Origin of the sequence: Shewanella sp. POL2 (genome assembly GCF_000282755.1) — a bacterium.
GTDB classification, from domain to species: Bacteria; Pseudomonadota; Gammaproteobacteria; order Enterobacterales; family Shewanellaceae; genus Shewanella; species Shewanella xiamenensis.
The window spans coordinates 1-25377 of record NZ_AKZL01000065.1 but is presented as its reverse complement, the minus strand read 5'-3'; the positions used below and the strand labels follow the sequence as shown (position 1 = coordinate 25377).

At 47.1% G+C, this 25377-nt stretch carries 16 protein-coding genes and 1 riboswitch; of the genes, 6 read left to right on the top strand and 10 right to left on the bottom strand.

The genetic code is table 11. The annotated features are described in order from the left end of the window. Positions 1-111 precede the first annotated feature (111 nt). On the bottom strand, positions 112-1023 hold the full coding sequence (locus SHEWPOL2_RS15900; protein WP_015586033.1) for a LysR family transcriptional regulator: 912 nt from the start codon (positions 1021-1023) through the stop codon (positions 112-114). A gap of 122 nt (positions 1024-1145) precedes the next feature. Between SHEWPOL2_RS15900 and SHEWPOL2_RS15895 the strand changes: the two genes are divergently transcribed. The 3 genes from SHEWPOL2_RS15895 to fusA all read left to right on the top strand — a co-directional run bounded on the left by SHEWPOL2_RS15895 (position 1146) and on the right by fusA (position 9873). Further along, positions 1146-5699, top strand: coding sequence for a biotin carboxylase N-terminal domain-containing protein (locus SHEWPOL2_RS15895; RefSeq protein ID WP_037414507.1), 4554 nt, complete (start codon positions 1146-1148; stop codon positions 5697-5699). A 190-nt stretch (positions 5700-5889) separates the two neighbouring features. Continuing rightward, entirely contained in the window at positions 5890-7341 is a 1452-nt protein-coding gene (locus tag SHEWPOL2_RS15890; RefSeq protein WP_037429721.1) for a diguanylate cyclase, read from the top strand. A gap of 438 nt (positions 7342-7779) precedes the next feature. Next, the gene (gene fusA / locus SHEWPOL2_RS15885) at positions 7780-9873 is read left to right on the top strand and encodes an elongation factor G (RefSeq protein WP_037414509.1); all 2094 of its coding nucleotides are present in this window, start codon (positions 7780-7782) and stop codon (positions 9871-9873) included. 250 nt (positions 9874-10123) lie between these two features. Here the strand turns inward: fusA and SHEWPOL2_RS15880 are convergent, their stop codons facing one another. After that, the gene (locus SHEWPOL2_RS15880; RefSeq protein ID WP_037429720.1) at positions 10124-11005 is read right to left on the bottom strand and encodes a LysR family transcriptional regulator; all 882 of its coding nucleotides are present in this window, start codon (positions 11003-11005) and stop codon (positions 10124-10126) included. A gap of 94 nt (positions 11006-11099) precedes the next feature. Between SHEWPOL2_RS15880 and SHEWPOL2_RS22750 the strand changes: the two genes are divergently transcribed. Further along, the gene (locus tag SHEWPOL2_RS22750) at positions 11100-11252 is read left to right on the top strand and encodes a hypothetical protein (RefSeq protein WP_037414512.1); all 153 of its coding nucleotides are present in this window, start codon (positions 11100-11102) and stop codon (positions 11250-11252) included. Between the two features lie 167 nt (positions 11253-11419). On the opposite strand, the gene napB is transcribed toward SHEWPOL2_RS22750, so the two are convergent. From napB to SHEWPOL2_RS15835, 8 genes are all read right to left on the bottom strand, one after another. Then, on the bottom strand, positions 11420-11851 hold the full coding sequence (gene napB / locus SHEWPOL2_RS15870) for a nitrate reductase cytochrome c-type subunit NapB (RefSeq protein ID WP_037429719.1): 432 nt from the start codon (positions 11849-11851) through the stop codon (positions 11420-11422). Then, positions 11848-12831, bottom strand: coding sequence for a quinol dehydrogenase ferredoxin subunit NapH (napH, locus tag SHEWPOL2_RS15865; RefSeq protein ID WP_037429718.1), 984 nt, complete (start codon positions 12829-12831; stop codon positions 11848-11850). Before napH ends, napB begins: the two co-directional genes overlap by 4 nt. Further along, positions 12828-13562, bottom strand: a complete 735-nt coding sequence (gene napG, locus SHEWPOL2_RS15860; protein ID WP_037429717.1) for a ferredoxin-type protein NapG — start codon at positions 13560-13562, stop codon at positions 12828-12830. Before napG ends, napH begins: the two co-directional genes overlap by 4 nt. 51 nt (positions 13563-13613) lie before the next feature. Beyond that, positions 13614-16094, bottom strand: a complete 2481-nt coding sequence (gene napA, locus SHEWPOL2_RS15855) for a nitrate reductase catalytic subunit NapA (protein ID WP_037414520.1) — start codon at positions 16092-16094, stop codon at positions 13614-13616. Beyond that, positions 16091-16375 (bottom strand): chaperone NapD, encoded by a 285-nt coding sequence (locus SHEWPOL2_RS15850; RefSeq protein ID WP_037414522.1) that lies wholly within the window; start codon positions 16373-16375, stop codon positions 16091-16093. Before SHEWPOL2_RS15850 ends, napA begins: the two co-directional genes overlap by 4 nt. Positions 16376-16643: 268 nt before the next feature. After that, positions 16644-17870: a lipocalin-like domain-containing protein gene (locus SHEWPOL2_RS15845; protein WP_050991388.1), complete on the bottom strand. Its 1227-nt coding sequence runs from the start codon at positions 17868-17870 to the stop codon at positions 16644-16646. Between the two features lie 50 nt (positions 17871-17920). Continuing rightward, positions 17921-20614 carry an ABC transporter permease gene (locus tag SHEWPOL2_RS15840; protein ID WP_086024067.1) on the bottom strand — a complete coding sequence of 898 codons (2694 nt, stop codon included), beginning with the start codon at positions 20612-20614 and terminating at the stop codon, positions 17921-17923. 1 nt (position 20615) lies between these two features. After that, positions 20616-21287 (bottom strand): ABC transporter ATP-binding protein, encoded by a 672-nt coding sequence (locus tag SHEWPOL2_RS15835; protein ID WP_037429713.1) that lies wholly within the window; start codon positions 21285-21287, stop codon positions 20616-20618. Positions 21288-21665: 378 nt separating this feature from the next. After that, a riboswitch (glycine riboswitch) is annotated at positions 21666-21788 on the top strand. A 153-nt stretch (positions 21789-21941) separates the two neighbouring features. Here SHEWPOL2_RS15835 and SHEWPOL2_RS15830 point away from each other — a divergent pair. Continuing rightward, positions 21942-23300, top strand: coding sequence for a sodium:alanine symporter family protein (locus SHEWPOL2_RS15830; protein ID WP_037429711.1), 1359 nt, complete (start codon positions 21942-21944; stop codon positions 23298-23300). Positions 23301-23430: 130 nt separating this feature from the next. Beyond that, a partial coding sequence (locus SHEWPOL2_RS15825) for a PAS domain S-box protein (RefSeq protein WP_037429709.1) occupies positions 23431-25377 on the top strand: 1947 nt, incomplete at its 3' end.

The window sequence follows — 25377 nt, the reverse complement described above, 5'->3', positions numbered from 1 at the left end:
GCCAATTTGCTAGGCTTTTTTGTTATCTAAATGGTCATGGTCACTCAACATTGGGATGTGTATAAAGGAATGGCGATGTCAGTAAAGGTGAATGCCGCTGCGATAAAGTGCCTAGCCCATCAAGGATTGTAGGCTTTCTTGGCTGCTAAAGCGTTTGACGAAAAAGTCCAAGAAGGCGCTGATATTGGTGGCTAATTGTCTGCGGCTCGAATACACCCCGTAGACCTTAAAGGGTTCAATCGGCCATTCCTGTAAGATTGGCACTAGCTGGCCGTTGGCGAGTTCGGTTTTGCAGGCGGAGTTTGATAGCATTGCAATCCCAAAGTCATCGAGGGCTAACTGCTTAACCATTATCGGGCTATTGACCCTGACTTTACGCTGAAAGTTTACCATGGTTTTGCGAGCACCTTTGCCTAAGGGCCATATGGGTGCTGAGCGGGATGTCCCTAGCAGAATACCACTATGGTCGCTCAGCTCCTTAGGTGTTGCGGGGGTGCCGCGTGCTTTTAAATAGCCAGGGCTTGCTACCAGAATTGGTTGACGCTCGAACAGTAATCTTGCAACAAGATCAGAGGATTGCAGTGGTCCATATTTGATAGCTATGTCATATCCTTCACCCACCAAACCGATATCGTTGTCGGTAAACTGGACATCTAATTCCACATTGGGATATAAACGCATGAATCCGCTACAGAGGTTAGCAATTAATTCTTGGCTAAAAGAGACCGGAATGGCTATCCGTAATGATCCTGATACATCATCATGGGTACTCTCGATAACAGCCTTGGCCGCTTCCACCTCATTGCGAATGGAATCACAGTGTTGATAAAAGAGTGCCCCGACTTGGGTAAGACTCAGGTTACGGGTGTCGCGTTGTAACAATCGCACGCCTAGTTGTTCTTCAAGCTGCGCGATTTTGCGACTTATGGTGGATTTTGGGTGGCCGGTTTCACGTGCAGCTTGGGAGAATCCCTTTGCTCTCACTACGGCTGCAAATAGCATCATACCGTTTAAATCTGGCATGTTTTTCCCACTGTCTCATATTTGGAACATAGCGTCTTATGCAGTTTAATGGCATTTGGCGGGATAACAAAGTTATATTTATTGGCTAAAAATTTTCAGAGGCTAAAGCAGAGGATCTTTTGATGACCAGCAATAATCAGCCCAAACACATGACTCAAGCCCAAACGCCCGATCCGCTTTTTTTACAGGCCGAGCATTTGGCAAAGGATTTTTCTCTGTTTCCAAAACACAGTAAACAGAGCTTATCAGAAGAAATTAAAGGTCTTTTAAATGAAGATGCCATTCAGGCAAATTTAAAAGACTTGGCATCGTTAGATGTTGACGGTTATGTCGCAAAAGTGATCCAACCGACCCAAGACAAAGGTCGTCCTGGTGCTAAACGTATCATTGCGGACCTAAAGGGGCGCTTGATTACCGAAACTCACTTGGGCTCTTTCTACAGTGCTGAGGTCGAGTTGAATTTCGGTTCACGCACTCGTCGTATCGGCTTTATTGCTCAAGAGCGCACAACGGCTAACGGTGCATGGATGCCTGAGCATCACTATGCCGCCTGTAAAGCGATTCGTCATTTTGCCGAATTGTCTATGCCTATCGTCTATTTAATCGATACCCCAGGGGCCGATGCAGGCGAAGTGGCCAACAGCCAAAACCAAGCACATTCTATTTCTAAGGCGATTGCCGAGAGTGCCAACGTTGACGTACCGACAGTCGGTATCGTTATCGGTGCGGGTTACTCGGGTGGCGCGATTCCTTTAGCTGCAGCCAACATTCTGTTATCGCTGCGCGATGGTATTTTCAACACCATTCAACCACAAGGTCTACAAAGTATCGCCCGTAAGTACAACCTGTCATGGCAGGAATGTGCTAAATCTGTGGGTGTATCTCCAGAAGAGCTTTACACCGCCGGTTGTATCGATGGCATTATCGATTTTTCTCCAGGTGACCGTGACGAGCGTCAGCACAATTTACGCCGCGCGATTATCAGTAGTATCGAAGCGGTTGAGCGCGCAGCAGTGAACTTTGTACGTGAATCTAAGGATTTACGTGAGCATTATGATCGCAGTTTAGCGCGTTTCCTTAATCCATCTAAAAACTTGATGGCATTAGAGTTAAACGCTGAATTGGCTGTGGCAACGAGCCCAACCAACCACCACAACTTGTTTGGTAGCGCTTACCGTTACCTGCGTTATTTAACGCTGCGTAGCCGTATTCATTCGATCTCTCAGGAGCAATACGGACGTTTGTCACGTGTCAGTGTGCCCGAGGGCGATCTGTTAGCGCGTATCCAGCAAGAGCAAGATCGTGTATTCCAAGCTTGGCTATCTAGCCCTGATAAGCTGGTTTACGATGAAGATCTGAACAAATTGTGGGCGAACTTTATTGCTAAGCGCGATGAAATTTCAACCGAACGTAATATGCTGACACGTTTTATTTTGGGTGAACCAAAAGAAAACTATAAAAAAGCTCGTAAGGCACTGTTATTTAACATCGGTTGGTCTTTATATCACCGTTGGAAGAGCAACGCGGCAAACAACTTTAAGGGCTTAATTCAGCATCTTGAAAATCTGCCTAAGTCTGTAACTCAAGCAAAATGGCCTGAGCTTAATCAATTGACTGTGCTCGATGTCGTTGTAAACGATGAGCTGCGTGAAGACTTTATTTGGCAATGCCATAACATCCTGATTTTTAACTCACTTTACGACAACGTTGTGGGTAGCTTAGCGTCTATCGCGAAAGAAGCCATGATGTCTAAGAGTCTGTCACGCAACTCTGTGAACAATCTACTGCACAAGTCGATTGACCATGCGCTGTCTACTCAGGATACCGCAAACGACAAGGCTAAATTCTACAAGTGGCTTAAGTACTTTATGAGCCAATCTAACCGTGCCGATCTCTTGGTGCGTGTAGAGCAGTGGAAGAGTGTGGGCTTCCCACAACTTAACGACAGTTTATTCGTTATCCTGACTTACTTCTTCGAACGTTTATTGCCTGAATACTTCGACAGTGAAAGCGACCACAGCAAATACACTGGTGCGATTAACCCTGTGCGTATCGGTCGTCGTAAGGACTTCTGGAACCGCTTGACCATGGGTTATCAGGACTTACTGATCCAAAAAGTATTACGTGACGAAAAACGTACTGGCAAGATGACGTGGGAAAATGTGATTAAGCAATTTTTCACTAATTTCGACGAAATCAATGGCGACAAAATGTCGGCTAACTTGCTCAACTTCCCTGGTTTCCGTTTATCCATTGAAGATGCGTTAGATAAAGGTATTCGTCCTTGCGGCCTGATCACCGGTATTGCTGACTTTAAAGAAAAGGGACAAAAAGTCCGTGTGGGTCTGGCGGTATCTAACACTGCATTCCAAGCGGGTGCCTTCGATATGGCGAGTGCCGAGAAATTCTCTGCGCTGCTGATCGAATGTGCTAAGCGTAAATTGCCAGTAGTTTGTTTTATCAGCTCAGGCGGTATGCAGACTAAAGAAGGTGCTGCGGCACTGTTCTCAATGGCTGTTGTGAACGACCGTATCACACGCTTTATCCGTGATAACGAATTGCCAGTATTGATGTTTGGTTTTGGTGACTGTACCGGTGGTGCGCAAGCGAGTTTCGTGACTCACCCATTAGTGCAAACCTACTACCTGTCTGGTACTAACATGCCATTCGCTGGTCAAATGGTGGTTCCAGCTTACTTGCCTTCGACTTCTACACTGTCTAACTACTTGTCGAAAGTACCAGGTGCAATGGCGGGCTTAGTCCACAACCCATTCAGCGAAACCTTAGATAACCAATTGGCGAGCATCGATCCTCTGATGCCAATGCCAACGGCGAAGATTAATGACGTAATCATCAATGCTCTGTCGACTCTGGTTGTTGAAGCGCCTGTTGAAGAAGAAGTGATTGTTCAAAACGATCCTCGTAAGTTAATGAAACCAATTAACAAAGTATTGGTTCATGCCCGTGGTTGTACCGCTGTTAAGTTGATCCGTAAGGCCCACGATAACGATATCAACGTGGTATTAGTGGCGTCAGATCCTGACATGACTGCCGTACCTGCGGATATGCTGAAAGATTCTGACAAGTTAGTCTGTTTAGGGGGTAACACCTCTGACGAAAGTTACCTGAATGCTTACTCAGTGTTGAAAGTTGCCGAATACGAGCAAGTTGATGCACTGCACCCAGGTATCGGCTTCCTGTCTGAAAGTCCACAATTTGCGGCATTGTGTGTGAATAATGGGGTTAACTTTGTGGGTCCTAGCGTGCATTCAATGACGACTATGGGTAACAAGTCGAACGCGATTAAGACTTCACAAAGCCAAAACGTACCTGTGGTACCAGGTTCACACGGTATTCTGACGAACGCTGAGCAAGCGGTAAACGTGGCCAATGAAATTGGTTACCCAGTGCTGCTCAAAGCGGTACAAGGCGGTGGTGGTAAAGGTATTCAGGTCGTTAAACGTCCTGAGGATATGATTGGTTTATTCCAAAAAACCGCTACCGAAGCGGCAGCCGCCTTCGGTAACGGCGACCTGTACTTAGAGAAATATGTTACGTCACTACGTCATATCGAAGTGCAATTACTGCGCGACCAATTTGGTCACGCTAAAGTATTGGGTTTACGTGACTGTTCAGTACAACGTAACAACCAGAAAGTGGTTGAAGAGTCTGGTTCAACCATGTTGCCAGATGAACTGAAAAAACAAGTGCTGGATTACACCCGTGCCTTAGGTGATGCGACCGATTATATGGGCGCAGGTACTGTAGAGTTTATCTACAACCTAGACGCAAACGAAGTGTACTTCATGGAGATGAACACTCGTCTGCAAGTAGAGCATCCAGTAACCGAAGCGACTTCTGGTATCGATATCGTAAGCGCGCAGTTTGATATTGCTGCGGGTCGTTCAATCGAGCATTTAGAGCCGAAAGAAATCGGTTATGCGATGGAAGTGCGTGTAACGGCTGAGAAAGCCGCACTCGACAGCCATGGCGTACTGCAACTGGTTCCAAACCCTGGCAAGATCACCGAATGTGTATTCCCTGATCATCCAGATGTGGAAATCATCTCGATTGCTGCACCGGGCAAAGAAGTTTCGCCTTATTACGATAGCTTAATCGCCCAGGTGATTATGCGCGGTGAAAACCGTGAAGACGTTATTGCGAAGCTACATGCTTACCTCGACAGTGTAGTGCTCAAAGGTATCGCGACTAACATTCCATTGCTGAAGTTAATCCTAAGCGATGGCACCTTCAAAGAAGGTGTATACGACACTAACTATCTGCCACGCTTTATGGCTGAGCTAGATATTCCAGCACTGATCGCTGAAATGGAAGCCGCTGCCGAAACCGTTGGGGTGGATACTGAGTCGCTGCGTGTGGGTGAAAGTAACGAGCTTAAAGTATTAGCCCAAGGCGCAGGTATCTTCTATACCTCTCCAGCGCCAGGCGAACCTGATTTCGTTAAAGAAGGTGATATTGTAACCGTTGAGCAAACCCTTGCCTTGACTGAAGCAATGAAGATGTTCTCGCAGGTTAACTTGGCTGGCTTTAACCGCCAAGGCGCCGTGCTCTATCCTGAGGATAAGAAGTACCGCATCGAGCGTATTCTGAACAGCAATGGTCAGCAAGTATCGCAAGGTGACCTACTCTTTGTTGTGTCACCAGTTGAAGATTAATCTTGTAAAAATAGATTAAGTAAACGAAATACCCGTCAATTTGGCGGGTATTTTTTTATCGGTAACAAGATTACGTTTCTCAGGTTCGGTGCATTTTCCTGCTTAGGATGAGCGAATTGGTATTATCTTAATATCATGTATACACTTTTTATCTACGTCAGCGAATTACTGAATGTATTTGAGAAGCGACATGGGTTGTCGATTTTGGTTTTTACTCTTCTGTTTATGCTCACCCTTAACTGTGAGTGCAGAGCGTTTGGCTTCGCGCTATCTCAAAACCGCTGATGACGGTGCTAGCAGTAGGCAGTTAGTCCGTTACTGTGTTGATCCCGACTGGCTGCCCTATGAAGCGATACGAGAGGGCAAACACGTAGGGGTCTCATCGGACTATATTCGTTACATTGAGTCCCATTCTCCCCTTAAATTCATTCTTGTTCCCACAACATCTTGGTCTGAAACTCTTAATTTTTTACAAGCTGGGCGCTGTGATTTAACTCCAATGTTGAACAAAACCGCTACCCGAGAGCAATTTTTACATTTTAGCCATGTGTATTTTCACTCGCCAAATGTGTTGGTTTCGCTAAAAGAACAGCCATTTTTACAAGGATTTGAAAACATAGGCTCACGAACATTAGCCGTGCCTAAAGGTTATCGTCTCGCTGAGTATATTCAGCAATATTACCCTAGAGTCAAAATCATCGAAGTGGCCAGTGAACCAGCGGGACTCGAGGCTGTGCTCGATAAGCGCGCTGATTTATTTGTTGGGTCAATGTTTTCGGTGAATGCTTATATTCAGCAGACAGGTTTTAACCATCTTAAAATTGCGGGGTGGGGCGGGCCAGAAGATGAACTACGCATGGGAGTGAGTTTAGGCCATGAAGCACTGCTGCCGATACTTAATCAAGTACTTGATGATGTTGATGAGCTTGAGCGAATTAGGATTTACCAGAAATGGAACAATATTACTGTTATCGATGAGACTAACTATTGGCTTATCTATCAAGTGATTGCAGGTACTCTGCTGGTGATATTCTTACTTGCGACTCGGACTTATTTTATCAGTCGCTATAATCGACGCTTAACCGATAAAAATACACAGCTTGAAGCCCTTCGTCGGCAATTAGAACAAACCAATACTGAACTCGAGTTTTTATCTACCCATGATCCGCTCACCAAACTCTATAATCGCCATTACTTTAACCGCCAGTTTGTGCATGAGCATCGTTCTGAGACCGCAACAGAAAGTACCATCTGTCTTGTCATGTTAGATATCGATTTCTTTAAAGAGATTAATGACACCTTAGGTCATACTGTCGGAGATAATATTTTGATGGAGCTGTCTACTGTGTTGCAGCATTGTGTGCATGAATCAGATGTTGTTGCCCGTTGGGGAGGTGAAGAGTTCGTGATCCTTTGCCATCAGACTTCAATTACTTTAGTTAACTCATTGTGCCAGCGGATTGCTGCGGCGATTAAGGATTATCGCTTTAGTGGTGATGTGCGGCTCACCTGTAGTTTTGGGATTGCCAAATTAGCGATTAATGAACCAATGCAGTCCTGCTTTGAACGAGCAGATAAAGCACTGTATCAAGCGAAAGCCTTGGGCAGAAATCAGATTTGTATTGATGAATCCAATGCTTAGTTTGCAAAATTAGATGCATTGCTAAGCCCATTGCCACTTTACTCGATCAATTTCACATTTATGCTAATCAACTTTTAGGTTAAACCGAGTTTTAACCTGAGTTGAAGTTTGTATTGAGGTTGCATTGGGCTGGTCTTTTGCCATTTGTGAGTCCTTAAAGTATGAGAAATCTGCAATATCGGTAAAAAAACGCTTATTTTTAGGCTTTTTACTAATTGTTTGAAAACTGAGCTAAATTTTTTTATTTAATTGTTTTAATGCATTTTTCTTATTTTTTTTTAATTTTTTCCGCGACTTTATCGTGAAAAATTGCAAGAGCCATTTGCGCATAGCGGGGTTCCAATTTACAATATGCGCCTAAAATAATCTGATGTGCGGTGTGTCGGTGGTTTGTCGCATACTCCGTCTACTTCTTAAACTAATCATTAAAGTTGAATCATGACCGAATTATCCAAATACAGAAACATTGGTATCTTCGCTCACGTTGACGCGGGTAAAACCACGACCACCGAGCGTATTCTTAAGCTAACCGGTAAAATCCATAAAATCGGTGAAGTTCACGATGGTGAATCAACAACTGACTTCATGGTTCAGGAAGCTGAGCGCGGTATTACCATTCAGTCAGCGGCAGTAAGCTGCTTCTGGAAAGATCACCGTTTCAACGTTATTGACACCCCTGGGCACGTTGACTTCACTGTTGAAGTTTACCGTTCTCTGAAGGTTCTTGACGGCGGTATCGCTGTATTCTGTGGTTCTGGTGGTGTTGAGCCTCAATCAGAAACTAACTGGCGCTATGCGAACGAATCTGAAGTTGCTCGTATCATCTTCGTAAACAAGTTAGACCGTATGGGTGCTGACTTCTTACGTGTTGTTAAGCAAACTAAAGACGTTTTAGCTGCTAACCCACTGGTTATGGTTCTGCCAATCGGTATTGAAGATGAGTTCTGTGGTGTTGTTGACCTGCTAACTCGTAAAGCCTACGTATGGGACGATTCTGGTATTCCAGAAAACTTCGAAGTTAAAGATGTTCCAGCGGACATGGTTGACTTAGTTGAAGAATACCGTGAAATGCTGATCGAAACTGCTGTTGAGCAAGATGACGATCTGCTAGAAGCTTACATGGAAGGCGAAGAGCCATCTGTTGAAGACCTGAAACGTTGTATCCGTAAGGGTACTCGTACTATGGCATTCTTCCCAACATTCTGTGGTTCAGCCTTCAAAAACAAAGGTATGCAACTGGTTCTGGATGCTGTTGTTGATTATCTGCCAGCGCCAGATGAAGTTGATCCACAACCTTTAACTGACGAAGAAGGTAACGAAACTGGCGAATACGCTATCGTTTCTGCTGATGAGTCATTAAAAGCATTAGCGTTCAAGATCATGGATGACCGTTTCGGTGCCCTGACTTTCGTACGTATTTATGCTGGCCGTCTGAAGAAAGGCGATACCATTCTTAACAGTGCAACTGGTAAGACTGAGCGTATCGGCCGTATGTGCGAAATGTATGCTAACGATCGTATCGAAATTGAATCAGCTGAAGCTGGTGACATTATCGCAATCGTGGGTATGAAGAACGTACAAACTGGTCACACACTGTGTGATGTTAAGCACCCATGTACTCTGGAAGCCATGGTGTTCCCAGAGCCAGTTATCTCTATCGCAGTAGCGCCAAAAGATAAAGGCGGCAGCGAGAAGATGGCTATCGCTATCGGTAAGATGATCGCAGAAGATCCATCATTCCGCGTAGAAACTGATGAAGATTCAGGTGAAACCATCCTTAAAGGTATGGGTGAACTGCACTTAGATATTAAAGTGGACATCCTGAAGCGTACTTATGGTGTTGAGCTGATCGTAGGTGAGCCACAAGTGGCCTACCGTGAAACCATTACTCAAATGGTTGAAGACCAATACACCCACAAGAAACAATCTGGTGGTTCTGGTCAATTCGGTAAGATCGAATACATCATTCGCCCAGGTGAGCCAAACTCTGGCTTCGTGTTCAAGTCTTCAGTTGTTGGTGGTAACGTTCCTAAGGAATACTGGCCAGCAGTTGAAAAAGGCTTCGCGAGCATGATGAACACCGGTACTATCGCTGGCTTCCCAGTGTTAGACGTTGAGTTTGAACTGACTGACGGTGCTTACCACGCAGTTGACTCTTCAGCTATCGCGTTCGAAATCGCTGCTAAAGCGGCATTCCGTCAATCTATGGCTAAAGCTAAACCACAACTGCTTGAGCCAATCATGAAAGTTGACGTGTTCAGCCCAGAAGACAACGTGGGTGACGTGATCGGTGACTTAAACCGTCGTCGCGGTATGATCAAAGACCAAGTTGCTGGTGTAACGGGTGTTCGCGTTAAGGCTGACGTACCGTTATCAGAAATGTTCGGTTACATCGGTACTCTGCGTACAATGACTTCAGGCCGTGGTCAGTTCTCTATGGAGTTCTCACACTACAGCCCATGTCCAAACAGTGTTGCGGAAAAAGTTGTTGAGCAAGTTAAAGAGCGTAAAGCTGCTGAAGCTAAGAAGTAATTCTTAACTTCCTCTAAATAGAAACCGCTGCTAAGCCTAGGCTAGCAGCGGTTTTTTTATGGGTGATGCACTGGTTGACATTAGACGGTTGACGAGTCAGCATTCAGCATTCAGCATTCAGCATTCAGCATTCAGCATTCAGCATTCAGCATTCAGCATTCAGCATTCAGCATTCAGCATTCAGCATTCAGCATTCAGCATTCAGCATTCAGCATTCAGCATTCAGCATTCAGCATTCAGCATTCATTATTCACGCTTTTTGTTTACTTAATTCCAGTAGAGCATTTGCCGCGGGAGTTAACGGTAAGTTCTGCCGCCAAATCAGGGCTAAATCCCAAGTTAATGCCGGTTGCATCGGTCTAAAGACTAGGTTGCTGTGACTGAGTTTTTGGCAAATAGGTTCGGGTAATATGGCCAGTCCCATGTCGGCTTCAACCATGGTTGCAAGAAAGTCCCATTGACCACTGCGAAAGGCGATATTTAATTGCACGCCAGCCTTACGGCTGAGGCGAGTTATCAATTTGGCAAGTGAGAAGTCCTCGTTATAGAGAATAAACGGATAAGCTTCAAAATCTTGCCAGTTGAGATATGACTTAGCCGCAAGCGGGTGCCCATCAGGCAGGCAAGCTAACAGAGGATATTTTGTCAGCGGTTGGTTGACTAGCTCAGTCTCATGGGTTGTGGGTAACGCAGTAAAGGCAATATCTAAACTGTTATTTAGCAGTGCCTGCTCGCAGCCAAATCCCCCGTATTCATACATTTGTAGTTCAACCCCTGGATAACGCTTACGATAGCTCGTCAGTAATCCAATAATTAAGCTACTCATCATGGGGCAGACACCGAGTCTAAGCCGCCCCGATTTTAGGCCGCTTAAGTTACTCATATCCTCCTGCAATCTATGCCATTGTCCGAGGATCTCCCGCGCACTGTGTTCAAACAGTTGCCCAGCTTGGGTTAGCTCCACCTTTTGATTGTTACGGATCAGCAGGGTTTCTCCTACGCTTTCTTCAAGCCTTTGGATGATTTTGCTGAGCGTTGGTTGAGTGATAAAGCATTTTTGTGCTGCACGGGTGAAGTTTTCCGTTTCAACTAAGATCAGAAAACATTGTAAGGTCTTGATTGGAATGTTCATGCTCAAATGGAATCCATTGTATGGCGTTAATTCATTTTACTGATGATGGTCTAAGTATTACTTTGAACTTGTTAACAGAACAGGAGATTTGGTCATGAAGTCAACGTCAAGTTTATGGGTAGGTGCTTTGTGGCAGGCGGCGATGCCTGAAACAAAGAATGTGCAAACAGCAAAGGCAGCGCAAACAAGAGTAACGGCTCCGGCGGGTGATTTGCATAAAGCAAAACAACAAGTTAACCCAGCCTAGGCTGGGTTTTTACTTTTCCGCATTTTATCTATTGTCCCGTCTGCTTATTTTTCAGTTCGTCCAACATCTCCCCCCACTGAGTTTTTAAGTTTATCTCTAATTTTGTTATGGATAATAAAAAGCCACTGGATGATCAGTGGCTTTGGTGCGGGCAGGGGAGGATTGTTTTACTGAGTTGAGAACTTATTATCAACTAAAGGCGCTTTGTTTTCTGCTTGCGCAACATGGCACTGGGTGCAGAAATAATTATGGCCATTGAGCGTGCCCTTATCGTCGATAACGTGGGATTTCGCCACTGGTGTGGCTTTCATCCGTGGGGCTTTATCCCAGCTATGGCAAGTTAAACAGCCATTTTTATCTAAGGTGATTTTGTAATCATCCTTATGGGGGATGAGTGGCGGTTGGTCAGTAAAACTGCGTTCCAACGCCTTACCGCGAGCTGGGTAAACGGGCATAGCATCAGCGGGGCGAATATCGGTCACCGCGCTATCGCCGGCGAGGGATTTGATATTGACTGGTGTTGCTTGAGAGTCTGCTTGTTGGCCTGAGCAGCCGCCGATGGCTAATACAATCGCGGCTAAGGTGAGTATTTTTTTCATTGGTCATTCTCCGCCTTGGGGGCAATGTGTTGACGAATTGGTGAAGTGGTTGATGGCGAGTGACAATCGGTCGAATCGCCTGAACTAAGTTGAGCCTGAGTGGCCGTAAAACGTGTTTGATAGCGAAATACGCGCTTTGCGCAGACATCGATACAGCGGCCGCATTGGGTGCAGTCTGGGCTAGTGATTACCGGATTTTGCCCTTTTAACGCGGGCTTTAATACTTGGCGCTCGGGGCAAACAGCAAAGCAATCCATGCAGTTATCACAGGCGCTAGCTTTGCTGGCGACGATCTTAATGGGGCTCCATTTGCCGATTAAGCCAAATAGGGCGCCCGTTGGGCACAGGTGACCACACCAAGCGCGCTCGGCGATAAATAGATCCAGCAGAAATATCGCCGCTAAGATCCATAAACCACTGAGACTGCCAAATAGCACGGCGCGATAGACTAAGGGGACGGGATTAATCCATTCCCAAATCAAGCTGCCCGTGAGCAGTGGCAATAACAGCACGAGTGCCAGCAGGTAATAACGTAAATTACGCGGTAACTCGCTGGTGCGAGGGAGGTTTAGTTTACGTCTGAGCCAGCTTGCGGTATCGGTGACCAGATTGACGGGACACACCCAACTGCAAAACACCCGGCCACCGGCGAGGGCATAAAACAGTATGACCAAGGTTGCACCTATCAATAGGCTAAGCTTGGGAATATGCCCGCTAATGAGCATTTGTAAGCTCACTAGCGGATCGGCAAAGGGAATGGTATCGAGCAGTAAACTGGCCGATAAATTACCCTTAAATAGCCAAATTCCCAGTAATGGCCCCATTGCGAATAAGCTCAAAAGGCCTAGTTGCACAGTACGGCGTAGTAGCAAATATTTGTGTGCGCCAAACCAACCGAGTTCTGCAATGGCTGCGGCATGCTCGCCTTGCATGCGGGCTTTTGAGTTCATGGTCCGGTTATTCATAGACTTGTTACTCATAGCGTTAGCCCCTTATTCAACATCTCTAAGGTGGTTTCCTCAGTGTTGAGATAAGTGTCATGCTCCGCTGCCTTACCGAGTGCTAATGCCGTCGGTAAGACTTTTATGGCGGCGGTATCGAGCACGCAGGCGTGCTCGCATTTGCCACAACCCGTACAGGTATCGCTGTTGACTGTGGGTAAAAACATGGCGTGGTGATCGCTATGTTGATTGCGTTGGCGTTCTAAGGTGATGGCGTTGTCGATTAACGGACAAACCCGATAACAGACATCACAGCGTAATCCCTTAAAGTTAAGGCAATTTTTCTCATCGATCAGTACCGCAACACCCATTTTGGCATCGCTAATGTGCTCAAGTTGAGGATCAAGCGCGCCCGATGGGCAGGCTTTGATGCAGGGAATATCCTCACACATTTCGCAGGGAATGCGTCTTGCGGTAAAGAATGGCGTGCCAGTGGCGGCGCCATCGAACCAACGTGCCAGTGTTAGCGTGTCGTAAGGGCAAGCCTCAACACACAAACCGCAGCGCATGCAGGCCGAGAGAAAATCGCTTTCTTCAAGGGCGCCCGGCGGTCTGCAAGCTTGGGAGGCGAGTTGACCTTGGCTTTTTGCCGTGGCCGTCAAGCCTAATCCCACAAGCCCCATCACACAGCCAGCCTTAGCCGTCGTGGCCAAAAACTGGCGACGGTTGACTTGTTTGACTGTGAATGGACTCTTCACTTGCTGACTCACCTTAGACTCCTTAATCGCTTTCAAATACGCTTATCGCTATCAAATGAGGGCTTAGGCCTTCATCACTTTTACTGGGCACTTCTTAAAATCAGTTTCTTTTGACAGTGGATCGGTCGCATCCAGAATCAACTTGTTAACTAACTGACGCGCATCGAAGAAGGGCATAAACACCACGCCGCGTGGCGGTTTGTTACGGCCTTTGGTTTCGACACGGGTTTTGACCTCACCACGGGGAGATGCCACTATCACTTCATCACCACGTTGCAGACCTCGGGCCTTAGCGTCTTCAGGATGCATAAAGATTTGTGCATCAGGATAGGCGCGATAGAGCTCAGGTACACGGGCGGTCATCGAACCTGTATGCCAGTGTTCGAGCACGCGGCCGGTAGACATCCACAGATCGTATTCTGAGTTAGGCTCTTCCGCTGCTGGTTCGTAAGGCAGGGCGAAAATTACCGCTTTACCATCGGGTTTACCGTAGAACTTAAAGCCTTCACCTGCCTTAACATAAGGATCGCTACCTTCAACGAAGCGACGCAGGGTTTCTTTACCCTCAACCACTGGCCAGCGTAGACCGCGGGTTTCGTGGTAACGGTCAAAGTCGGCTAAGTCATGGCCATGGCCGCGACCGAAGGCGGCGTATTCTTCGAAGATGCCTTTTTGTAGATAGAAGCCAAAGTGTTCACTTTCGTCGTTTAGGTCGCCCTTACAATCGGTAGTCGGGAACTTGTTGATGACACCATTGGCAAACAGTACTTCATAAAGGGTCTTGTCAGCGTATTCAGGCTTTTTAGCGATAAGCTCTGCGGGCCACACTTCAGACACTTTAAAGCGTTTTGAAAACTCGACTAATTGCCACAGATCCGATTTAGCTCCCTCAGGCGCTTTAACCTGTTGATGCCACATATGGGTGCGGCGCTCGGCGTTACCGTAGGCGCCTTCTTTCTCGACCCACATGGCGGTCGGTAGAATAAGGTCTGCTGCCATGGCGGTGACGGTTGGGTAAGGATCGGATACCACGATAAAGTTCTCTGGATTACGGAATCCCGGGTAAATTTCATCGTTGATATTCGGGCCGGCTTGCATGTTATTGGTACACATAGTCCAATAACAGTTTAGCTTACCGTCTTTGAGCATCCGGCTTTGCAGCACGGCATGGTAGCCAGGTTTAGGTGGAATCGTGCCTTCAGGCACTTGCCACATTTTTTCGGTGATCGCGCGATGCTTATCGTTATCCACCACCATATCAGCAGGTAAGCGGTGGGCGAAGGTGCCGACTTCACGGGCGGTACCACAGGCTGAAGGTTGGCCTGTCAGTGAGAATGGGCTGTTGCCAGGTGTGGCGATTTTGCCCGTCAGTAAGTGAATGTTATAGAGCATGTTGTTTGCCCACACTCCACGAACGTGTTGGTTAATCCCCATGGTCCACAGGCTCATAACCTTCACTTTAGGATCGGCATAGGCCTTGGCTAAGGTTTCTAATTTTTCAGGCTCTACACCACTCATTTTTGCTGCGTATTCCAGCGTATAAGTGCTGACGAACTTAGCGTATTCTTCGAAGCTAATAGGGCTAGATTTACCATTGCCAGGATTTTTGGCTTTCTTCTCTAACGGATGATCTGGACGCAGGCCATAGCCGATATCATCTACACCGAGGGCAAACTTAGTGTGTTTAGTCACAAAGTCAGTATTTACCGCTTTGTTTTGAATGATGTAGTTGGCGATATAGTTGAGGATCACCAGATCTGATTGCGGATGGAAAACCATCGGGTTATCCGCAAGATCGAAGCTACGGTTCTCGAAGGTGGATAGTACATGCACGCGACAGTCTTTACTGCTTAAACGGCGATCAGATAAACGTGCCCACAGGATCGGATGCATCTCGGCCATGTTGGCGCCCCAGAGCACAAAGTGATCGGCGGCTTCTAAGTCGTCGTAACAGCCCATCGGTTCATCAATACCGAAGGTACGCATAAACCCAACGACCGCTGAGGCCATACAGTGGCGGGCGTTAGGGTCGATGTTGTTGGTTAAGAATCCAGCTTTATGCAGTTTAGATGCAGCGTAACCTTCCCAAATCGTCCACTGACCAGAACCGAACATACCGACTGAGGTTGGGCCTTTAGTGGCGATGCTGTGTTTCCACTTAGCGGCCATAGTATCGAAGGCAACATCCCAACTTACTGGGGTAAACTCGCCTTCTTTGTGGTATTTGCCGTCTTTCATGCGTAGTAATGGCGTGGTTAATCTGTCCTTGCCGTACATGATTTTCGACAGGAAGTAGCCTTTAATACAGTTTAGCCCGCGGTTAACTGGGCTTTCTGGATCGCCTTTGGTGGCAACCACTTTACCCGCTTTGGTACCGACTAATACGCTACAACCCACACCGCAAAAACGGCAGGGGGCTTTGTCCCACTTGATATTATCTGACTCGGCGGCTTCAACCATTTTCACGGGAAGCGTGACGCCAACGGCCGTCGCAGCGGCAACCGCTGCGTTAGCCTTGAGAAACTCGCGGCGGCTAATGCTCATAGTGTTTCCTCACTCTCTTTTTCTAACAGTTCTTGTTCTAGGGGTTCTACTTGGTGGTAAATCAAACTGGCGGATAACACACCGGACAGGCCATTGATGGCTTCAACATTGTCGAGAATGGCTTTTTGGGTATTCCCTTCGAGGGTAATAACCAACTTGCCTTCGGGTGAAATGGCGTGGATATCGCAGCCTTTTAACGCGGCAATATCGGCTTCAACCTGTTGCAAGGCATTAGGGGCTGCATGTACCACGAGGCTGGTGACATGGTATTCCTGACTCATAGCGGTGACCTTTATCTTGAGATGCACTCAGCTGCTTTGCATAAACATCTGTACAACTGAATGTGGATAACTGCGAGTCTAGACCTGATAAAAAATGTGGGTATACCTCACAAGAGGTATTGCAGGGGATAGTCGATCGGGATCAAAGTTTTGCGCGTGATCTAACTCTCAGTTTGAAATTTAAACAATCGCTATCTCTTTGGAGAGGGAATGGCGAGATTGGTTAGATTAGCGAAAGATCCGGCAGTCAAACATCACTATGAGTGGGTTAATATCCCGTCAGCTCCATATAACCCATGCCGGTGTGGCTACCGCTAAGTTTGATTGGGCCTTCCCAATAGGAGGTGGATAACGCCATGGCGCTATTGGGATTTAACGGTGAGATACGGATATCGATTTGCTCACTCGGGATTTGGACTTGCCAGCTTACAGGGTATTTGCCGGTGCGGGTGGTTTGCCATTCCAGCGGCGTCATTTTTATTCCATCTGGCGTGTCTCGGGAGTTGATATTACGGCCTGTGCCATCGGCAAACATTCGTCTGGCGCTGTAAAAGGCTAATGGAGTTTGAGATTTATCGGTGGATTGCTCCCTTAACTGAAAGAGCATTAGCGCCGAACCATCATTGAGGCGCAGGGCAAACCAATCCCAACCCTGCTGGCTTTTAGTTAAAAATTGTGAGCTCCATTCTCTGTCTAGCCAGCCTTGGCCAGTGACTTTCTCTACCCGACTTTCGGCTTGGCCATTGATGTTGATATGGCGGGTGATCTGGCCAGTAATGCTGATAAAAGGTTGACTGTAGTAGTAGGAAGCGACATTACCCTCGCGGTTTTTAATGCTATAGCCATTATCGCCTTGATATTGCAGCGGTGCTTGGCTGGTCAGCGTTAGCGCGTAACTAAAGTCTGCGGTCTCAACCCTTAAGATTGCCGGAAATAACGCGCTCGACTCACTCTGCCATTGCCAGTTATCGAGATGAATTTGATAGGGATTGGCATTGACGCCGGCAAGCTTTGGATGACCGCGAGACCATTTCTCATGGGCCAGATGTGCTGCGCTAGAGGTCAGTGCGCTATGGGCAAAATAGAGTTGTTCAGTGGCCCAAGCGGACTTAAGGGTAGGCGGTTGCGCATTCTGCGATTCTGTATATTGAGGTTTTAGTGCCACCCTAAATTGGGTCCATTGCGCGCCAAGTTGCTCACCTTTTTCGGTGGTTAAGTTAGCGGTGAGATACCACCATTCTTGCCGAAAGCCGTTGTGGGCAAGATGATCTTGGGGAAAGTGAAACTGATGCTCAGGTGTCACCTTTGCAAAGGCTTGCAGCGTTGAGGTTGTGGTTTCGCCTTCTTTTGTTTGCCCTAGCAAAGCCCCCATGGATTTGGATTCTGAAACGCTCGCGGGCGCATTATCGCAGCCGCTTATCGTGAAAAAGAGTAATCCACCGATGATGAGTTGACTGATTAAGCGTGCGTTTGTACGGCACTTAAGCCAGTTCATTGTGAGTAAACCATTCACTTTCAATTGGGTAATGGTATATGGACGACTGTTCATAGGGTTTCCTGCTGCAAACTGGCTATTAGCGGTCTGCGGGTTTGCCAGTAAAGCGGTAAGAGCACGGCTAAGGTACAAGTCACCAGTGCGATGAGGATGGCTTTGGTATAAGCAAACCAGTCCCAGATCATTTGGATGGTCCAACCAAAGGCTTGCAGGGTGATTTTATTGATTAATAAATACCCCAGCAGAGCGCCCGTAGGCATCGCAATCAGGCAAGTGATTACTACAACCAGTAGCATTTGGCTAAATACCATAGTACGTAGTTTGCTGCGACTCACCCCTAGAGAATAAAGCCGTGCCAGTGGCGCTTGCCGTGCTTGGGTTAACATTAAGCAGGCGCTAAATAGCCCAATGGCGGCCACCAGCAAGGTTAAACTATTGAGCACTAACGTGATTGAAAAAGTGCGTTTAAACATGGCAATGGCTTGGGCCTTTATACTGGCTTGGCTATAAATTTGCGCCTGAGCCAACTCTAGCTCTGTGGCGAGCTGCATTTGCAGTTCATCCAGTTCGGCCTCACTGCGCTTGCCGTTCGTGGGTATTGGTTGTGTTAGCACCGATGAGGAGGGTTTATCAGCTTGTTCCAGAGGATGAAAACTGGCCGCAAGGCTGATGGGTAACAGTGGCAGTTGTGCCTGTTGCCACAGTTGATGGCTAATGATGAGCTCATTGCGGGTATTACCATGATCGTAATAAATACCTGCGATAACCACTTGGTTATTGGTGGCTTTATCGAGCACGTTTAAAGTGACTTTATCGCCCAGCATCAACTGATACTTAATCGCCATTGGCTCACTCACCAAGACAAATTGTCCGCCAAAATAGCGTTGCCATAGGTCGGGTAAACTGTCTTTGAGTGAACTGGAGTATTTGATTGACTCATCATCACGGCTGATAAGATTCACGGGGATCGTTTGAGGCGTTGGGCCTTGGATCGATATCTCTGCATCGACTTGCCATTGTTGATATAGGCCGCTGACACGAGGATCTTGGCTTAATTTATCCCGTACATCAGCCATACGGTTAGCACTGGGGCGTAGGTATAAATCGGCATGTAAGCGGGTTTCTAACCAACTTCTTAGGGTTTGCTCAAAGCTGCCCACTAGGGTATTCATCGCCACATTTGCGCTTAATGCCAGCAAAATGGCCATCATCGCAAGGGAAAGTGGCGCGATAAGCTCGCGGGTTTCGGCGAGCAAATAGTGCTTAAGCCCTGGGCGAGTGAAGGGGAGCAGTAAGCTTACTCCCCAATGCAATACTTGGGGCAACAGCAGAGGAATCGCGACCGTCACTATACCTAGTAATATCAAACTGGTGTTGTAACTTTGGCTGAAGGGAAACAGTATCGCCGCGAGTACGAGTAACCCACAGGCTAAGATAAATTGCCGCTGGTGGGTTTGGTTGTGGGCCTTAGTTTGCTGATAACGGTTAGCGCCTTGGGCAAGGGATTGGCGCGTAAGATCAAAATACAAGGGCATGCAAGCAGCAAGCGCTGCCACTAAGGTGAGCGCGATCGCCTGTGCTAACCAATGCCATTGCCAAATGCCCGGCAGCAAGTGAGCACCATAGAGTTGCTCTAGCGTCATAGCAACCATAGGTTGTAGCCAATGGCTGAGTTGTAAACCTAAGATAAACCCGATTACCGAGCCTAAGATAACCAAAAATAGTAATTCGGCGAGCAGGGCAAGCATCACGTCGAGTCGTTCTAGCCCCTGTTGCAGCAGTTGAATCAGCAGACGTTGGCGTTTCATCAGGCTGTAACGCACGCCGTTATAGGCAATAAATAGCCCAACTACAAAGGCTAACATACTCATTGCATTGAGATTTAAATGAAAACTGCGGGTAAGCGCCATTAAGGCTTGCCCTTGATCTTGCTGACTGTAGCTGGCGAGATCTGGGGTGATACCTAAGGTGTCGAGCCGTTGTTTTAACGCGACTAGTTTATCCCTATCGCTAAATAGGGCGATATAACTGAGTTTGCCCTGCATGCCAAGTAAGTTTTGGGCGAGGGAAATATCGGTCAAGATGGCGCTGCCAAGTCCCCAACTATCATCGACACGGATCACTTTTAGGGTCGATGGTGTTATGGATTGGGCTAGGCTGAGCTGGCCATTGGGCGCGATTTTGCTGGCTAGACTGTCACTCATCACCACCACGGGCTCACCGCTTATTAGGTCGGCAAGGGGCAGATCTCCCATTGAGACAGTAGAATTAGCCGTTGCCTTGTTATTTGAGGACGGTGAAGCGTTTTTTGAGGTTAATGTGGCAGTCAATGCCGCGACAATATCGCTGCCTTCAATTTGCCAATACTGGCCGTTTTGGCCAGCAACTCTGCCACTGACTACCGCAAGACTTTGGCTAATCCCAGCCTGCCTTAAACTGAAATACACCGATTCATCGAGATTATCTTGGCCAACGGGTGAGGTCAGCAGTACATCGGCCCGCTGACTTAATAGCTCTGTGGCTTCGCTATAGCTACGAATCGCATTATCGTTGGTGGCTTTTACCCCGATGAGCAGCGTCACGGCGAGGGCGATTCCGAGTAAAATCGCCCCAGCCTGCAATGGCGCGTGGCGATAATGGGCTAAAAATACCTTGAGTACCCAAGTGATACGCAGCCATTGTCCACTCTTGCTTAAGTGGTGGTATGGATTGGCTTTATGTTCTAGCTGTGTGTTATTCATCATGCTAGCCGGAGATCGACACTGCGGCGTGGGACAGATGCCAGCGTTTGTTCATAAAGGCGGCGCACTCTTCGCTGTGGGTGACCATCAAAATGCTGGTTTGGCTCTCTTTGGCGAGTTCGCATAGCAGTGACATCACCTGTTTACCAGATTCGTCATCTAAGTTACCCGTGGGTTCGTCGGCCAGCAGTAAACTCGGATTGTGGGCTAATGCCCTGGCTATCGCGACCCGCTGTTGTTGTCCGCCGGAAAGCGCTTCAACCTGCCGGTTTAACAATGCCGCTAACCCGAGTTTTTCCACCAAATAATCGCACCAAGGATTCCAGCTATCACCGTTAAGGTGCAGGGAAAAGCCGATATTATTTTTAACATTCAGCGGAGTGAGTAAATTAAATTGCTGGAATACCACGCCTAAATGGGTACGCCTAAACTCACTCCATTGCTTATCTTGCCACTTGGTGGTGGATTGATGATTCAACACAATCTGGCCACTGTCTGCCGTTTCAAAGCCCGCAATCAGATTCAGTAAAGTGCTTTTGCCGCTGCCACTTGGGCCGGTGAGTGCGATAGTCTCCCCTTGATGCAAAGTTAAATCGACCGCTTGCAGTACAGTGTGGCGCTGCTCGCCGTCGCGAAAACTTTTACTTACTTGGATAAGCTTGGCGACTTCTTTCATCTATCTCTTCCAATTGGGATTTAGCCAACCTAGGCGTTAGGCTAAAGATAAAGCATTTTACAATCCTATAGATACCGATATTTGGGCAAGTTAGATCAATTCACATTGATTAAGACTTAGGATTGAGTCTGTTTGAATTTTCTGCGATTAACGGCTTGGCTCTCATTTCTGTGAGCAAATGGGCTTGAGCTATTGTGGTGTTTGTTGCATTCTGTGCGCCCTGTTAAAACGATAGCTGGCTATCGTTTTAACAATCCGTTCGGATGAAGGTAGCAGGAGAGTGGGGAATTAACCCCACACCGACGAGGCAACTTTGTTGTTGGAAGCATTCCATAAACAAAGCACTCTTTCAGGTGCCGCAAGGCGTGGACTGTTACTGGACGAGCCTCTGGAGAGACTACCGATTGCATTAACTTGCAATAATAGGTGGCGCCGAAGGCGAAAGTGTCGCAGTGTTTTAAGCGACGCGAAACGCTCAGGCAAAAGGACAGAGGAGAGGATGACTGCACAGTCCCTGTCGTTTGTCTTTGTGGACTATTTTCCTGCCGTTATTGGCTGGGAAGATGGTATTTCTTTAGGCTGGCAGCGATGTGTCACAGCCATTTCTTTTCCTCCTCCTTTATTAATTTAGTTGTTTAATAATTGAGGAATATCATGAGTTTTGAAGCCTTACTCGGCAGCCTAAACGGTATTGTCTGGGGTCCTATCACACTTTGTTTGTTAGTTGGCACAGGGATTTATCTCACTGCGCGACTAAAGCTTATCCAAGTATTTCGTCTGCCAATGGCGCTGAGCCTATTGTTCAAACCCGCTAAGGGGCATGGTGATCTATCGTCCTTCGCCGCGCTTTGTACTGCATTGTCTGCAACCATAGGTACGGGCAATATTGTTGGGGTCGCAACGGCGATTAAGATGGGCGGCCCTGGTGCGTTATTTTGGATGTGGCTTGCCGCCTTTTTTGGCATGGCGACTAAGTATGCCGAATGTATGTTGGCGGTAAAATACCGCACCACTGATGCGCGTGGACAGATTGCCGGTGGCCCGATGTATTACATCGAGCGTGGCCTCGGTTTGCGTTGGATGGCGAAGTTATTTGCGCTGTTTGGCGTGGGGGTTGCATTTTTCGGCATTGGGACTTTTGCTCAAGTGAATGCGATAAGTGATGCCTTAACTATCGCCTTTGATGTACCAACATGGGCGACTGCGCTAGTGCTAACCCTGCTGGTGGCGGCTGTCACCTTAGGTGGCGTCAAACGTATCTCCAACGTGGCGCAAAAGTTAGTACCGGCGATGTCAATTGGTTATGTGTTGGCCTGTGTGTGGATTTTAATGGTTTTTGCCGATGCCATTCTACCCGCGTTGCAATTAGTGGTGGAGTCGGCTTTTACGCCAGTATCGGCTGCGGGGGGATTTTTAGGGGCCACCGTGGCGCAAGCGATTCAAATGGGGATTGCCCGCGGGGTATTTTCTAATGAGTCAGGCTTAGGTAGTGCGCCCATTGCTGCGGCTGCGGCAAAAACCAATGAGCCCGTCGAGCAGGGCTTAGTGAGTATGACTGGCACCTTTTTCGATACTATTATCATCTGCACTATGACGGGATTAGTGCTTATCATCACTGGGGTATGGAGCGGTGACACTGCGGGCGCGGCCATGACCAGTGCGGCGTTTAGCTTAGGCGGATCGGCTGCCATCGGCCAGTATTTAGTCACTATCGCCTTGGTCTGCTTTGCGTTTACGACCATTTTAGGCTGGCATTACTATGGTGAACGTTGCTGGTACTACTTAGTGGGCGAGCGCGGGCTGCGTGCCTATCAAATCTTGTTTTTAGGCCTGATTGCGGGGGGGGCTTTTATCAAGTTGGATGTGATTTGGTTACTGGCTGATACGGTAAATGGCTTAATGGCCATACCTAATTTGATTGCGATTATTGGATTGCGGCACATTATCATTGCTGAAACGCAAAGCTATTTTGTTCGAACATTCGCTAACCGTACGCTAAACCCTGTTTATTAATGTTGTGAAAACAATATATTAGTTCACATTATTTTAACTTTGAGATTGTCGCCACAGCGTTCTTCGTTTACTTTATAAGAGCTACCCCAAAAAGGGGGGAGACTTAAAACGGGGGCTTTGAGGCGACGCCATGGATAAAAGTAAACTTCGTACTTTCCGCAGCAAAATTTTATCCCATATTGCGCTGCCTTTGATTCTTATCATGGCGGCCGTTTATGGGATTACTTCATGGTTTAATTATCTTTCCCTTGAAAAGCGGCTTTACGATCATTTAGCTCAACAGTCGGCACATTCAGCCTCTCGATTGCAATTATTACTCGAACACGCTCAAACAAATACTCAAGGGCTTGCTGATTTTATTGGTTTTTTGGCTGACAAGAATGATATTAACGATTCTGATAAGCTGCAAAAAGTCTTAACTAATCGCCTCGAACGTAACCCCGATTTTTATGGTTCTGCCGTTGCCTTTAAACCGGGCACTTTTCTCAATAAAAAACTTTTTTCTCCCTATGTATACCGCAGTGGTAATAGTTTCCATTATTTAGATATTGGCGCCGAGGGGTACGATTATACCGATGGGACTTGGGATTGGTGGACGCAAGCCATCAATAAGGTCGAAGGTTATTGGTCAAAAGCCTATTTCGACGAGGGTGCTGGTAATACTTTAATGATTACTTATGCGGTTCCTTTTGGAGTGCAGCCGAACTATTTTGGGGTTACAACCGTTGATTTGGCCTTAGATAGATTACCTGAGCAACTAGGGATAGCCCCTAATCGGCTGATGATATTAGATGAGCAAGGTCGGCTTATCTTTCATGGGGATAAAGAAAAGGTTTTAGCCACATCAGTCTCGGAATGGCTGGATAAAGGAAATCACAAAAATAATACCTTTGGCGCTTTGCTGGAAGATGGGCTGACTGGGCAAGCCAGTTTTGTTGATGATACTGGTACAGTTTATCTTGCCAGCATTGCAGAAGTGGCAAAGTTAAAATGGCACGTGGTTGTTATGGTGCCACAGCAGGAGTTATTTACCTCGCTACTGGACGATATTTCCTCAGTTGTCCTCAACTTAAGTTTATTAACCTTACTGCTGTTATTGACCTGCTATATCGCCGCTAAACGGTTAACTCGTCCACTGGAAACCCTTGAATCCGGCATTTTGGCTTTCGGTCAAGGTAAAACACAGCAGTTGGTTATCCCTAAAGGTGCGATTAGCGAGATAGTGACCTTAAGTGAAACCTTTAACAAAATGGCAGATCTGCTTGCTCAGCGTGAGCAAGCTATTTTAGATTCCCGCGGTAACCGCTTCGCTCGCTTGATCGACGGTATGAGCGATAAATCCTTTTATTGCTCACTTGATCCTGACGGACAACTTGCACAGGTCAGTGAAGGGGTAACCAAAGTATTGGGCATACCGCCCGAATTACTTAAGCGCAAATATCAAAGATTGTTTTCGGCCAATCCCCTTAATGAGAAAAACTGGGAATACACCGATCTGGCACTCAAAGGGCAGAACGTCCCTTCACATCAAGTTGAACTCATCGATTCAAAAGGTCAGTCAAGGCGGCTCGATGTTTTTATGCAGCCTTTAGTGTCAGATACTGGCGAGTTAATGTCGGTGGAGATGCTATTTACCGATGTGACAGAACAATTTTCCGCCGCAGCTTGGTCTAGCGCGGTACTTGAGGCCGCACCTGAGGCCATGTTGATTGTCGATCAAAGTGGCCAAATAGTATTTAGCAATAGTCGCTGTCAGCAGCTGTTTGGTTATGACGCAAAAGCTATGTTGGGATTACAAATTGAAGCTTTGCTACCCGAAGATTTAAGGAGTCCCCATGCCAAAGAAAGATTACAGTTTCTACGTGAGGGGCGTGATAGGCCGATGGCAAATGCACGCCATGTGCGGGCACTTAAGTCTGATGGGGATGAGTTTGTTGCCGAAATCGCCTTAAGTATTTTACCGAGTGATTTTGATGGTCGTCGCCAAGTGGCCGCATCGATCCGTGATATGACCCAAAAAATAGCGGTTGAACAAAAAATCCGTGATAGTGAAGTTCGCTTCCGTGGTTTGGTGACT

Excerpts from the sequence above, each read along its gene's own strand:
- SHEWPOL2_RS15900 (WP_015586033.1), bottom strand. The coding sequence starts at position 1,023 with ATGCCAGATTTAAACGGTATGATGCTATTTGCAGCCGTAGTGAGAGCA.
- SHEWPOL2_RS15895 (WP_037414507.1), top strand. The coding sequence starts at position 1,146 with ATGACCAGCAATAATCAGCCCAAACACATGACTCAAGCCCAAACGCCC.
- SHEWPOL2_RS15890 (WP_037429721.1), top strand. The coding sequence starts at position 5,890 with ATGGGTTGTCGATTTTGGTTTTTACTCTTCTGTTTATGCTCACCCTTA.
- fusA (WP_037414509.1), top strand. The coding sequence starts at position 7,780 with ATGACCGAATTATCCAAATACAGAAACATTGGTATCTTCGCTCACGTT.
- SHEWPOL2_RS15880 (WP_037429720.1), bottom strand. The coding sequence starts at position 11,005 with ATGAACATTCCAATCAAGACCTTACAATGTTTTCTGATCTTAGTTGAA.
- SHEWPOL2_RS22750 (WP_037414512.1), top strand. The coding sequence starts at position 11,100 with ATGAAGTCAACGTCAAGTTTATGGGTAGGTGCTTTGTGGCAGGCGGCG.
- napB (WP_037429719.1), bottom strand. The coding sequence starts at position 11,851 with ATGAAAAAAATACTCACCTTAGCCGCGATTGTATTAGCCATCGGCGGC.
- napH (WP_037429718.1), bottom strand. The coding sequence starts at position 12,831 with ATGAGTAACAAGTCTATGAATAACCGGACCATGAACTCAAAAGCCCGC.
- napA (WP_037414520.1), bottom strand. The coding sequence starts at position 16,094 with ATGAGCATTAGCCGCCGCGAGTTTCTCAAGGCTAACGCAGCGGTTGCC.
- SHEWPOL2_RS15850 (WP_037414522.1), bottom strand. The coding sequence starts at position 16,375 with ATGAGTCAGGAATACCATGTCACCAGCCTCGTGGTACATGCAGCCCCT.
- SHEWPOL2_RS15845 (WP_050991388.1), bottom strand. The coding sequence starts at position 17,870 with ATGAACTGGCTTAAGTGCCGTACAAACGCACGCTTAATCAGTCAACTC.
- SHEWPOL2_RS15840 (WP_086024067.1), bottom strand. The coding sequence starts at position 20,614 with ATGATGAATAACACACAGCTAGAACATAAAGCCAATCCATACCACCAC.
- SHEWPOL2_RS15835 (WP_037429713.1), bottom strand. The coding sequence starts at position 21,287 with ATGAAAGAAGTCGCCAAGCTTATCCAAGTAAGTAAAAGTTTTCGCGAC.
- SHEWPOL2_RS15830 (WP_037429711.1), top strand. The coding sequence starts at position 21,942 with ATGAGTTTTGAAGCCTTACTCGGCAGCCTAAACGGTATTGTCTGGGGT.